The organism is Listeria kieliensis (assembly GCF_003369925.1).
GTDB lineage: Bacteria > Bacillota > Bacilli > Lactobacillales > Listeriaceae > Listeria > Listeria kieliensis_A.
Map to the genome: position 1 here is coordinate 687,020 of NZ_LARY01000001.1, position 12,184 is coordinate 699,203.

Consider the following 12,184-nt stretch of genomic DNA (forward strand, 5'->3'; position numbering starts at 1 on the left):
ATGGGGAGTTGATCTTATGGTGTCTACTCATTTACAAAATAAATTAGCGCTTTTGCCAGATCAGCCAGGTTGTTATCTAATGAAAGATGATCAAGGAGTGATCATTTATGTTGGCAAAGCAAAGGTGCTTAAAAATCGAGTTCGCTCTTACTTTACGGGGGCGCATGATGTGAAAACACAGCGTCTTGTTCAGGAAATTGCGGATTTTGAATATATCGTGACAAGCTCTGATGTGGAAGCTTTACTGCTTGAAATTAATTTGATCAAAAAGCATGATCCACGTTTTAATATTCGTTTAAAAGATGATAAAACCTATCCGTTTATTAAAATTACAAGTGAGCGTCATCCACGACTTATCATCACACGACAAGTCAAGAAGGATAAAGGCAAATATTTTGGTCCTTATCCAAACGTCTATGCAGCGAATGAAGTCAAAAAGATTTTGGATAAGCTTTACCCGCTAAGAAAGTGTCATGTGCTGCCGAGTAAAGTTTGTTTATATTACCATCTTGGTCAGTGCCTCGCACCGTGTGTATTTGATGTTTCAGAGGAAACTTATAAAAAAATGTCCGATGAAATTGTCAGCTTCTTAAATGGGGGCTATAAAGACGTGAAACGCGAACTGAATGAAAAAATGGAAGAAGCGGCTTCTGAGATGGAATTTGAAAAAGCAGCTGAGTTTCGCGATCAAATTAATGCTATTGAAACCACGCTTGAAAAGCAAAAAATGACAATGAACGATTTTGTTGATCGGGATGTGTTTGGCTACGCGATTGATAAAGGCTGGATGTGCGTTCAAGTCTTTTTCATCAGACAAGGGAAGTTGATCGAACGCGACGTCTCGCAATTCCCATTTTATAATGATGCAGATGAGGATTTTCTTACGTTCATCGGTCAGTTTTATCAGAAAGCAAATCACATTCCGCCTAAAGAAATTTTCTTGCCAAATGATGTCGATGATGAAGCGGTGGCGGCTCTTTTGCCAGATACAAAAATTTTGGTTCCTGCAAGAGGAAAAAAGAAGGATCTTGTCAAATTAGCTTATAAAAACGCAAAAATTGCACTCAATGAAAAATTTATGTTGCTTGAGCGAAATGAAGAACGAACGGTTGGTGCGGTTGAAAAGCTTGGTGAGCAAATGGGAATCCCTACACCTTCGCGAATCGAAGCGTTTGATAACTCGAATATCCACGGGACGGATCCGGTTTCGGCGATGGTCACGTTTTTGGATGGGAAGCCGAATAAAAACGATTACCGTAAATATAAGATTAAAACGGTTGCCGGGCCCGATGATTACGCCACGATGCGCGAGGTCGTAAGAAGGCGCTACTGGCGCGTTTTAAAAGAAGGACTCCCGCTTCCTGACCTCATTTTAATTGATGGTGGAAAAGGGCAAATTGATAGTGCGAAAGATGTTTTAGAGAACGAGCTCGGACTTGATTTGCCGGTTGCTGGGCTTGCGAAAGATGATAAGCATAAGACGAGTCAGCTTTTGTTCGGTGATCCACTTGAAATCGTACCGCTTGCACGTAATAGCCAAGAATTTTATTTGCTGCAACGGATTCAAGATGAGGTGCACAGGTTTGCGATCACATTCCACAGGCAGCTGCGGAGTAAGTCAGGTTTCCAATCGATTTTAGACGGTATTCCTGGTGTTGGTCCGGGGCGGAAAAAGAAAATTTTAAATCATTTTGGTTCGATGAAGAAAATTAAAGCGGCTACGATTGAAGAATTGCAAGAAAGTGGCATTCCAAAGGCGGTTGCAGAAGCTGTTTATCAAAAGGTACAGGAAGTAAATGAAAAGCTTCAAGATAATAAAAAAACAGATGATTGAGTGAGGGAGAGAAGAAAATGGGCGTTGTTTTGCTGAAATTTGGAGGAACTTCAGTCGGAAATGCGGATAAGATTCAAAAAGTGGCTGATCAAGCGATTCGTGAACAAGAACTTGGAAATCAAGTAGTGGTCGTAGTTTCCGCGATGGGAAAATCTACGGATAAATTGCTTTCGCTCGCAGATGAAATTACTCAGACGCCCGAAAAGCGTGAACTAGATATGCTTCTTGCAACGGGTGAGCAAGTCACGATTTCGCTTCTTGCTATGGCATTAGCTGAAAAAGAGAAGGATGCCATTTCCTTTACCGGGTTTCAGGCGGGGATCGAAACGGAAAGCGTACATGGCAATGCGCGGATTTAAGACATTGATTCGGAACGAATTCGTGAGGCTTTATTAGCGGGTAAGATTGTGATTGTTGCTGGATTTCAAGGAATCACGCGAGATGGCGACATTACGACGCTTGGTCGAGGTGGTTCGGATACAACGGCGGTTGCGCTCGCGGCAGAACTTTCGGCTCTCAAATGTGCGATTTGTACAGATGTAGATGGCGTTTATACGAGTGACCCGCGTTATATTAAAGGGGCAAGAAAGCTAGAGGAACTTACTTATGATGAGATGCTTGAGTTGGCCCATCTTGGTGCTGGCGTTTTGCATCCGCGCTCGGTTGAGTATGCGAAAAATTTTAGAACGCCACTTGAAGTTAGAATGAGCCACGGAACAGAACAAGGAACGATGATTAAGGAGGAAATGAGTGTGGAAGATACGAAAGTAGTGCGCGGTGTTGCATTTGAAGATGGAATTACTCGAATTACCGTTCATTGGAGCAGAAAAGAAGATATGCGCGTTTCGAAAGTTTTCACGGAACTTGCGAAAAATGCTGTTGATGTTGATATCATCATTCAAGGAATTACAGGTCTTGGCCACGGTAATTTGTCTTTCACACTAAAAACGTCGGCTTTACTTGATGCGCTAGCTGTCTTAGAAGATAAAAAAGCAGAGATTGGCTATGAAAAAATTGAATCAGAACAAGAATTAGCCAAGGTGTCAATTGTTGGTTCAGGAATGGTTTCAAATCCGGGAGTTGCTGCACAAATGTTTGAAGCACTAACGGAACATCGAATTCCGATTAAGATGATCAGTACTTCTGAAATCAAAGTTTCGACTGTTGTGCCGGAACGTGAAATGGTGAAGGCAGCTCAGGTTCTGCATGATACCTTTGAACTTGAAAAAGCGTGAAACTTTTAGGTTTCACGCTTTTTCAGCTAACTTATTAATAGTCCTTGTAATCTGTGGATTCTTTTAAATCCCATTTAACAACGAGTAAGGCTTCTTTTTTGCGCTTATTGATTTCGTCATAAGCTTCAGCGTAATAGCCGTTTTGAGTTTGAATTTGTTCAGCGATAAACCCTGCTTCTAGTTTGAAAGAAGGCTCACCTTGCAAATCAAAGCGTGTTTCAACAGCTGGCCCATAAAGCAGAATTTGCAACTCTTCTTTTTTTTCCTTGACCACTTCGATTGAGCCAAAGGACGCTTCTTCGAAAAAGTCTTGGACTTCTTCAAAGGAAGTCAGTGGAAATTTGCGAGCTAAATCTTTTCCTGCCCAGTAAAAGATGTGGGGCGATTCTTCGCCGAGTAAATCTGGTAGTAAGTAATCACGGAAAAGTTCAACTCCAAAGCTTGGTACCAGTTTGTTTTCTGGTTGAATGGATGTTTCTTGATTTGTTTCTTCTGTCATTTGACGTACAACCCCGCTTTCTCTTTTCTCATTATAACGAAAAAGTGCGGTAAAATAAAATAGAATCTAAGAAAATAACAAAAATACTTGCGAAAAGTTAGAAAAAATAAGAAAATGGAAACGATAGATTTAAAAAGAAATAGAGGCGAGATCGTGAAACGAGCGATAGGATTTATAGATTCAGGCGTTGGGGGACTTACCGTTGTAAAGGAAGTCTTAAAACAATTGCCGCATGAAGAGATTTTTTATTTAGGAGATACTGCACGCTGTCCATACGGGCCACGTGATACGGAAGAAGTACTTCGCTTTACTTGGGAAATGACACGTTTTCTAGTAGATCGCAATATTAAAATGCTTGTGATTGCTTGTAATACGGCAACTGCCGCTGCGTTAAAAGAAATTCGAGCAACTCTGGATATACCAGTGATTGGCGTCATTCAGCCTGGTTCGCGTGCTGCACTTAAAGCAACACGAAATAATGAAGTGGGTGTTCTTGGGACGATTGGAACAGTGCAAAGTATGGCTTATCCGAAAGCGCTTAAAGGTTTAAACCGGCATGTCCGTGTGGATTCTTTAGCTTGTCCGAAGTTTGTTTCTATTGTTGAATCAGGCGAATATAAGAGCCCAATTGCGAAAAAAGTAGTAGCTGAGTCGCTTTTACCACTTAAAAGTACCAAAATTGATACACTGATTTTAGGATGTACGCATTATCCGCTTTTAAAACCGCTGATTGAAAACTTTATGGGAGATGAGGTTGCAGTGATTAACTCCGGTGAAGAAACAGCAAGTGAAGTGAGTGCACTACTCGATTATCATGATCTTCTTGAAAAAAGCGAAGAAGGGACGCATCATCGTTTCTTTACAACGGGTTCTGTACCGATTTTTGAAGGAATCGCGAAAGACTGGCTTGGCCTTGAGAAAATGGATGTCGAACATATTACACTTGGCGAGAAGGAGGAACAAGTAGCAAAATGAAACGCTTCGATGAACGTGAAAAAAATGAACTAAGAGCTGTTACGATAGAAAAGGATTATTTGATTCATCCAGAAGGCTCGGTTTTGATATCTGCTGGGTCGACGAAAGTAATTTGTAATGCAAGTGTGGAGGAAAAAGTGCCTCCTTTTATGCGGGGAGAAGGAAAGGGATGGATTTCTGCTGAATATGCGATGCTTCCACGCGCGACAGGAACTCGTAATATCCGTGAGTCTTCTAAAGGAAAGGTGAGCGGACGAACGATGGAAATTCAGCGCTTAATCGGAAGAGCACTCCGCGCGGTTGTAGACTTGGATGCTCTTGGGGAACGAACAATTTGGCTTGATTGTGATGTGATTCAAGCAGATGGCGGTACGCGGACAGCTTCAATCACGGGAGCGTTTGTTGCGATGAGCCTTGCGATTTATCGTTTACATTTGGAAAAGCCATTTGATTCTTTTCCAATTAAAGATTACTTAGCAGCTATTAGTGTTGGAATTTTGGAAGATGAGACAGCAGTACTTGATCTAAATTATGTAGAAGATAGTGCAGCTAATGTGGATATGAATTTAATTATGACAGGCGCTGGCCAATTTGTTGAGCTACAAGGAACAGGGGAAGAAGCTACTTTTTCAGAAGAAGAGCTTGTGGAACTCCTTTCACTTGGAAAAGCCGGTATTAAGCAGCTAGTAGAACTACAAAAAACAGAGCTTGGGGAAGAAATTACGAATTTAATTGAGGGGGAATAAAGATGCGCGAATTAGTGATTGCAACAGCTAACAAAGGGAAGGTTAAAGAATTTGAAGAGATTCTAGGGAGCCATGATATCAAGATTTTAACGCTGTTAGATTTTCCAGAAATCGGGGAAATTGAAGAAACAGGCAAAACGTTCAAGGAAAATGCGGCACTAAAAGCAACAACTGTGGCCAAAATTTTAAATAAAACCGTTCTTGCAGATGATTCAGGACTCGTGGTAGACGCACTTGACGGAGCGCCAGGGGTCTATTCAGCGCGTTATGCAGGAGAAGCGCATAATGATGCCAAAAACAACGAAAAGCTGTTGAACGAGCTAAAAAACGTGAAACCGGGGGATCGCACGGCGAGATTCCATTGTACACTTGCGATTTCAACGCCAGCGGGAGAAGTAGATTATTATGAAGGTGAATGTCCTGGAGAAATTGCTTTGGAGCTTTCTGGGGCAAATGGATTCGGCTATGACCCGCTTTTCTATCTACCCGATTTTGGTGTGACAATGGCAAACCTGACGCCGGACCAAAAAAACAGTATCAGTCACCGAGGGAATGCAATTAAAGAACTTGGAAAAAATATTGAAAAGGTACTGGAAAAAATCTATTAAAAATGAGAGAATAGAGAAGCATGTTGGGAGGCAGAAAATCAATGAAACTTGTTGTTGTGAGCGACAGTCACTCTGAACGGGACTGTTTGATGCACTTAAAAGAAAAGTATGAAGGAAGCGTTGATGCGCTGATTCATTGTGGGGATTCAGAGCTATCGAAAGACGATCCTGCGATTCAAGGGTTTGAAACGGTGCGCGGGAATTGTGACTTTGGACCAGATTTTCCAAATGAGCGGGTGCTTGATATTGATGGCTACCGAATTTTTGTGACGCATGGCCATTTATACAATATTAAAATGACATTGATGAATTTGCGTTACCGAGCACGTGAGCTAAAGGCAGATTTTGTCTTTTTTGGACATTCTCATGAACTTGGAGCAGAAATGATGGATAATGCACTTGTTTTAAATCCGGGCAGTATTTCACTTCCGCGCGGAGCTATTCGTGTTAAAACGTATGCTCTGATTGAAAGTGTTCCAGAAGGCGTTTTGGTGAAATTTATGGACGATCAAGATCAAGAGCTGACAGAATTGACGCAGATTTTTCCACTTTTTAAATCTTAACTTGTTTTTTTGTAAAAATATGAGCTAGCTTGCATAAAAAGCATTGACAAAATGCGGAAATCACCATAAAATAGTATTTGGCTGTTCGAAAGTTCGCCATTTGTCCTGATAGCTCAGCTGGATAGAGCAACGGCCTTCTAAGCCGTCGGTCGGGGGTTCGAATCCCTCTCAGGACGTTAAAAGTAAATTGGAAAACATCTTATAAATGGTCTCAAGTTCTTGATAGAGCTTGATTAGTGACTGTTTGTAAGATGTTTTTATTTTGGTTCAATCTTGCTTATTTGTGGAAATATGGATTGATTTTTTAATTTAATTTTTACCAATTGAATAGATGTTCACTATTAAGAGAATATAAAAAGGACTGTAAAAGTCCTTTTTATACCTTAGTTAGCGAAAGTGGTATTTTTAACTTTCCAATCTTCTAATTTGATAGATAGCCAAAAGCTATAAATTCCTAGAGTCACAATTGTTAGTAAGAACCACTTTATCCAATGTCCAAATAGTCCAAAGGCAGACCCGTTGAATTTCAGTCGCTTGCCTTCGACTACTGTATGATTAATTTTCCAACCATAAACCATACATAATGCCCATGGATAGCAAATACCTAAGGTGAATACGGTTACTAACACACCTAGCAATGTCCAACCTATAAATTGAAGTAATCCTCCATCAAAAAATGATGTCCGTCCTTTTTTTGTCTCTAAATAGTTTTCAGTCATTTATTGTACCCCTTTTTCTGTTTATATAATTATAGATAATGTGAAATGATAATATCTAGTTGTTTAAATGTTTAATTGCGTAGTCCGCTTCTGACGCAGTAAATTTTTCACCATATTGAGAAGTCAATTGATCTCGAATAGCAGCAGGGGACATTTGCATAGATTCTTGATACTCTTTAGCTTTTGCAAGTGCATTTTCATTATAATCCGCTTTTAAATTATCAACAGCGTACTGTGCAGCTTCCGCTGAGAATTGTTCGCCGTATTCAGAGACAAGCTGGTCATAAATCGCTGCTTTGGACATTTTCATTGAGTCAGAGTATTGTTCTGCTTTGCTTAAAGCGTTTTCTCCCTCTGCTCCCAATCTAGCTTTGCGCTCTTCCTCAGCTTTTTCTTTTGCAGCTCGTTCTTCCTCAGCTTTGCGTTCAGCTTCCTCTTTTTTTCTTGCTTGTTCTTCCTCGGCTTTTCGTTTAGCTTCTTCCTTAGCTTTTTTTTCTTTATATGATTTGGAATGATTTTCAATCTTTATTTCTTCTTCTGCCGACACGTACCCATCCTTTTCGACTTTTACCATGACTTCTCTATTTTCTTCATCGGGATCTAATGAAATTTCATGAGAAAATTTGCCATCAGCACCGACTTCTATAGCTGGAGAGTCGTCAACTTTAACAGTCGAATGTGGTTCGGCAGTTCCTTTGATTATAGCTTTTCCATTTTCATCAGTATCCAGTAAATTATTTTCTACACTCAATTCCGCTTGTTGCATAGCATTTTCGATTGTGACTAGTCTTAAGGCACTCTTAAATCCAGAGCGTTTTGCTTCAACGGCTACTTTTTTCTCTTCTTCGTGTGGTGATAATTTTATTTTTATGGAAAATTTACCATTCGATTTGGTTTTAGTAACTTTACCGTCTACTCGCAATGTCGCTTTTTTGTCTGTTTCACCCTTGATCCAAGCTACTCCATGTTTATTTGTTTCTATAGATGTAGAATATACAGAAAGTGAAACAGTCTCTTCCTCATCCTTTTTATCACCGGTACCAGCTCCAATTGCACCTAGTACTAATACAATGATTATCCAAAACCACCACTTCTTAAAAATGGATTTTTTTTGTTTTTCCATTCTCATATCTCCCCTTTTATGTTTTATTCTATATAATCGCAGTTGCGTTTATATCACTTTATTTAAAGTAGATCCTAATAAAATCAAAGCCCTAATTTTTTTTATGTCTTCTTCTTTTTATAAAAGTTTTTGGAATTTCAAAGGTCTGATTTTTATTAACAATCACCGAAAAGTATACCACGAACTAAAAGGAAGGAGGAGTGAATTTTGTTACTAAAATATAAAATATTTATTCACTAACTCGAAAATCCAAAAGTGATAAATAAAGAAATTATTGAACCTGTCACAACCAAAGAAAGTCACATTCTGACTAATATTTCAGAATTAAAAGCATCAAAGCGTATTTCAAAGAAGGATTTATGAATACTGAAAGTGAGGCAAATAGTTTATAACGAAGGAATGATATTTTGAATCAACTTATAAGCGAAGAATATATGAATAAATACTTCGAACAAGAATTTGTAGACTATGATAAATTGGATAATTATTAATTCGTTTATTTCAGTATCTCAAGTCGATTCAAATAAATATTTTCTACAAAATAAAAGCTAGTATTAGCAAATTTTTAATTAAAGTATATTTTCCGGTAAGACTACTTATCTCTTTTGACAAGCTCCCATAAGTTAGTAATTCTTTTTTATGTTCGGTCAGGTGAAATATAACAAAATGACTATTCGTGATAAAATCCGAAAAATCTGCAAAAATATAGATTTTTGGATGTTTAAGACTTGAAATAGGCTTTTCATTACTTTTTTGGTTTTGCAGAATTATTTCATGCTATACTCAAATTGTGATATAGAATAAAACCAACGAAAAGAGGATCTGTCGTGAAAAAAATAACAAAAAAGAGATAGTTATGCAGTTTCCTAGCCTACATTAGCTCATTCAGCTGAAAATATATGGTTTGACTATAATTACTTCAACGGAATATTGTGTGGAAGAGTAGGAAGACAATAGTTAGATCAACAAAAAATAAGCAATAGCTAATAGCCTTATAGTATGCAAGAACATAGCAAGTAGCCTTGTATGAGCATTTGATAAGAGTTGGTCAATTCACAACTGGAGCAATACTTGATTGTTCAACTTGATGTTTGAAAGACAGCTAAATTTCATACTTTTAATTCTTTAATTATAAAAACCAGAATTTTCAATACAGTTTTTGACCTGATTTTGAGCTAAACTCATTACCAAATACTAACGCAACGAAAAGAGGTAACAACATGAAGAAAAAACTTATTAAAACAATGTTATTTGCCAGTGTTATGGGATTAATCTTAAGTGTAGTATTTCCTTCGATATTGTCTGTTCGTGCAGCTTTACAAGAAGATCAAGTAACTGCCATACCGGAGGAAAACTCAAGTACGTATGTGCCCTCAGAAGATGAATTGAAGGGTTTAGGACTATCTGAAGATGAAATTGCAGAATTAATGAGGGTTCAAGATGCAGGGATAACATTGAAAAATGGGGTCGCATATGATGAAAATGGCAAAAAACTGACTTTGAAAGAACGAGGCAAACTGAGTTGGGCAGTAAAAATCTTAAGAAAAGCATGGAATAAGATTCCTAAAAAAGTTAAAAATGCAATGGGCGGAGTTGCTGGATTTGAAGCTGTATTGAGTTTTATCGATCACTTTACTGGCAAAGTTTCTGATGCTATTTATCTTGGTTGTAGAAAAATAGGATTGAGTAAAGCCGTTTCTTGGTGGGTCATGAAAATTCTTACCCTAATAGCGTTTTGAGGATGCCCATGATGTCTAGTAAAATGATAACTATTTGTTTTATAATAATTGGTATTCTCTTGCTTTTTGTTTTACCTATAGTCCTACCAAATAACACCATACTATTTTGGATTAGGGTAGCTTTTGCAGCTTATATTTTTATTAATATTATTGGTGATTGGTGTAAGCGGAGAAAGAAACGGTAAATTGAGATTGTATAATCTTGAAATAAGCTAAAATGCGCCGACTTATTCAAAGAACTAAGGCAAACCATAATTATGGATGACAAAGCATAGTATTTGGAACCTGTAGACTAATTTTTAAACTTTTTCATATGCTGTTTTTGTGCAAAATCTGGAGAGCTTAAGGATGATTAACGTTTGAGAAATCATTCTTGAGGCTTTTTACTATTTAAAATAGGGAGAAAAAGAGGTTTAAAACTCCTTTGCTAAGTATTTTTTGATATTACTAATGAAAATTTTATGGGATAAGTTCACGGTAAGGATCCTCTTGTGATGCTAACTCTTCTTTTAGCTCCTCACAAACTCTTAGTTTGACACCCTTCGCCTGTCACGGGGTTCTAGAAGTAGAAGTATAGTTAGTCTGTCAAGAATTTCGAAAGATTAGACTTAGGGATGGAATAGGGACGTTGAAATTTAAAACGGGAAGTATTGTACCCGGCTATTTTTGAAAATAGTAGATGCAATCTTCCTTTTAAGAAATGAATAGCGAGGCTTTATGTGTCTTTTTGGGAATCATTAAGATAAATTAAAAGGCAGGATCTCTATAGAATTTAGGGATCCTGCCTTTTTTAAATTATTAATTATTCATCGCCTTTTTATTTTTTAAGGAATATACGAATATTAGCGCTATAACAAGAATAATAGCACAAAATATTGGGAAGATAAGCAATGAGCCTGTGTGAATTATTCCAATTATAAATGTGCAAAGACTGACAATTAGATAATATCCTAAACTTAAAAAAGCTCCTGACGTACCCGCTGTTTTTGGAAAATGAATAAGTGCTAAACTTAAACAGTTTGGCAATGATATTCCAATTCCAACAAGTAAGCAAAATATCCCCAATATATATAATATCAGCTCACTTGTAGTGCTCAACCGTATAAATACAGTTGCCACCAAAAATAATGTTGAGATAAATGATACAACAAGTCCTTCCTTAATTGTCTGCATGGCATTTCTCTTTTTTAATGATTTACTAGATAGCCACGCCCCAATCATGGTTGCTGATGCAACGACGCATCCCATAAATCCATATTGACTTTGTGTAAAATGAAACGTATCAATAAAAATCCCAGGTGCTTCTGAATAATAGCTAAAGATAATCCCATTAAACAAGCCAATAAGTAAACCGAAAATTACAGTGTGAGGGTCTAAGATCATTTCCTTAGCAATCCTAAACATACTATATAAATTAAGGTTGGCTTGTGTATCACTTGCCGTTTCTGGTAAATTCTTTAAACTAAAATAAAGCAAAATCATCCCCATAACCACTAGTACAAAAAAGACGATGCGGAAACCATAAAATTGTGTGATAATCCCACCTATAAGAGGACCAAGTGCAGGAGAGAATGCCAAAACAGCTGATATTTTAGCAAACATTTGATGCCGCTCTGTTCCCATATAGCTATCTCTTAAAATGGTTTGAGTAGTGACTGATCCAGTGCTTGCACCGAAAGCTTGAATAAATCTACCGATAAATAGTAGGACTATGCTATTTGCTATAAGACAAAGAACGCTACCAACTATATATACGGATATTCCAAAATTCATTGCCTTCCTTCGTCCAAAGTAATCTGAACCAATTCCCCAAAACACTACTCCAATGGCAAATGCTAAAAAGTAAATACTCAGAGTCATTTGAGAAATATTGAGAGAGGTACCGAATTTTAGGGCAATCTCAGTTAAAGAAGGTGTATAGATAGTTTCACTTAGCTGAGGGAAACCTACTAAACAGACCAGTAAAGGTAAACTTATTTTATTATTGTTTTTTTTGGATGTTTTTTTCATTATAATCTTCCTTAAATTAATTATTTGTTAAGTATGAAAAAAACATCCTTTGAAGGGAAATGGTGGAATCATAATTTTAATCCATGAATAAAAAATTACAACAGCACCTCCTTTTTGAATCTAAGCGTTCATT

10 protein-coding genes, 1 tRNA gene and 1 pseudogene are annotated in these 12,184 nt (G+C 37.6%); 8 read left to right on the forward strand and 4 right to left on the reverse strand.

The window, feature by feature from the left end:
- Positions 1–16 precede the first annotated feature (16 nt).
- Positions 17–1,834: an excinuclease ABC subunit UvrC gene (gene uvrC / locus UR08_RS03455; protein WP_115752259.1), complete on the forward strand. Its 1,818-nt coding sequence runs from the start codon at positions 17–19 to the stop codon at positions 1,832–1,834.
- 17 nt (positions 1,835–1,851) lie between these two features.
- Positions 1,852–3,069, forward strand: a pseudogene (locus UR08_RS03460) (aspartate kinase).
- A gap of 34 nt (positions 3,070–3,103) precedes the next feature.
- Here the strand turns inward: UR08_RS03460 and UR08_RS03465 are convergent.
- Complete coding sequence (locus UR08_RS03465) at positions 3,104–3,568, reverse strand: YslB family protein (protein ID WP_115752260.1); 465 nt, start codon at positions 3,566–3,568, stop codon at positions 3,104–3,106.
- A gap of 153 nt (positions 3,569–3,721) precedes the next feature.
- Between UR08_RS03465 and racE the strand changes: the two genes are divergently transcribed.
- From racE to UR08_RS03490, 5 genes are all read left to right on the forward strand, one after another.
- Positions 3,722–4,543, forward strand: a complete 822-nt coding sequence (gene racE / locus UR08_RS03470; RefSeq protein WP_115752261.1) for a glutamate racemase — start codon at positions 3,722–3,724, stop codon at positions 4,541–4,543.
- Positions 4,540–5,289, forward strand: a complete 750-nt coding sequence (gene rph / locus UR08_RS03475) for a ribonuclease PH (protein WP_115752262.1) — start codon at positions 4,540–4,542, stop codon at positions 5,287–5,289. Before racE ends, rph begins: the two co-directional genes overlap by 4 nt.
- Before the next feature lie 2 nt (positions 5,290–5,291).
- Positions 5,292–5,897 (forward strand): XTP/dITP diphosphatase, encoded by a 606-nt coding sequence (locus UR08_RS03480; protein WP_115752263.1) that lies wholly within the window; start codon positions 5,292–5,294, stop codon positions 5,895–5,897.
- A gap of 41 nt (positions 5,898–5,938) precedes the next feature.
- Positions 5,939–6,460: a metallophosphoesterase gene (locus UR08_RS03485; RefSeq protein WP_115752264.1), complete on the forward strand. Its 522-nt coding sequence runs from the start codon at positions 5,939–5,941 to the stop codon at positions 6,458–6,460.
- Positions 6,461–6,562: 102 nt separating this feature from the next.
- Positions 6,563–6,636: transfer RNA gene (locus UR08_RS03490), tRNA-Arg, on the forward strand.
- A 207-nt stretch (positions 6,637–6,843) separates the two neighbouring features.
- Here the strand turns inward: UR08_RS03490 and UR08_RS03495 are convergent.
- Both UR08_RS03495 and UR08_RS13080 read right to left on the reverse strand, forming a co-directional pair.
- Positions 6,844–7,179: a DUF898 family protein gene (locus UR08_RS03495; protein ID WP_115752265.1), complete on the reverse strand. Its 336-nt coding sequence runs from the start codon at positions 7,177–7,179 to the stop codon at positions 6,844–6,846.
- A gap of 55 nt (positions 7,180–7,234) precedes the next feature.
- Positions 7,235–8,302 (reverse strand): Ltp family lipoprotein, encoded by a 1,068-nt coding sequence (locus UR08_RS13080; RefSeq protein WP_240616020.1) that lies wholly within the window; start codon positions 8,300–8,302, stop codon positions 7,235–7,237.
- Between the two features lie 1,220 nt (positions 8,303–9,522).
- On the opposite strand from UR08_RS13080, the gene UR08_RS03505 reads away from it, so the two are divergent.
- The gene (locus UR08_RS03505; protein WP_115752266.1) at positions 9,523–10,041 is read left to right on the forward strand and encodes a hypothetical protein; all 519 of its coding nucleotides are present in this window, start codon (positions 9,523–9,525) and stop codon (positions 10,039–10,041) included.
- 798 nt (positions 10,042–10,839) lie between these two features.
- On the opposite strand, the gene UR08_RS03510 is transcribed toward UR08_RS03505, so the two are convergent.
- Positions 10,840–12,051: a multidrug effflux MFS transporter gene (locus UR08_RS03510; RefSeq protein WP_115752267.1), complete on the reverse strand. Its 1,212-nt coding sequence runs from the start codon at positions 12,049–12,051 to the stop codon at positions 10,840–10,842.
- Positions 12,052–12,184 lie beyond the last annotated feature (133 nt).

Excerpts from the sequence above, each read along its gene's own strand:
- uvrC (WP_115752259.1), top strand. The coding sequence starts at position 17 with ATGGTGTCTACTCATTTACAAAATAAATTAGCGCTTTTGCCAGATCAG.
- rph (WP_115752262.1), top strand. The coding sequence starts at position 4,540 with ATGAAACGCTTCGATGAACGTGAAAAAAATGAACTAAGAGCTGTTACG.
- UR08_RS03495 (WP_115752265.1), bottom strand. The coding sequence starts at position 7,179 with ATGACTGAAAACTATTTAGAGACAAAAAAAGGACGGACATCATTTTTT.
- UR08_RS03510 (WP_115752267.1), bottom strand. The coding sequence starts at position 12,051 with ATGAAAAAAACATCCAAAAAAAACAATAATAAAATAAGTTTACCTTTA.
- UR08_RS03480 (WP_115752263.1), top strand. The coding sequence starts at position 5,292 with ATGCGCGAATTAGTGATTGCAACAGCTAACAAAGGGAAGGTTAAAGAA.
- UR08_RS03465 (WP_115752260.1), bottom strand. The coding sequence starts at position 3,568 with ATGACAGAAGAAACAAATCAAGAAACATCCATTCAACCAGAAAACAAA.
- UR08_RS13080 (WP_240616020.1), bottom strand. The coding sequence starts at position 8,302 with ATGGAAAAACAAAAAAAATCCATTTTTAAGAAGTGGTGGTTTTGGATA.
- UR08_RS03505 (WP_115752266.1), top strand. The coding sequence starts at position 9,523 with ATGAAGAAAAAACTTATTAAAACAATGTTATTTGCCAGTGTTATGGGA.
- UR08_RS03485 (WP_115752264.1), top strand. The coding sequence starts at position 5,939 with ATGAAACTTGTTGTTGTGAGCGACAGTCACTCTGAACGGGACTGTTTG.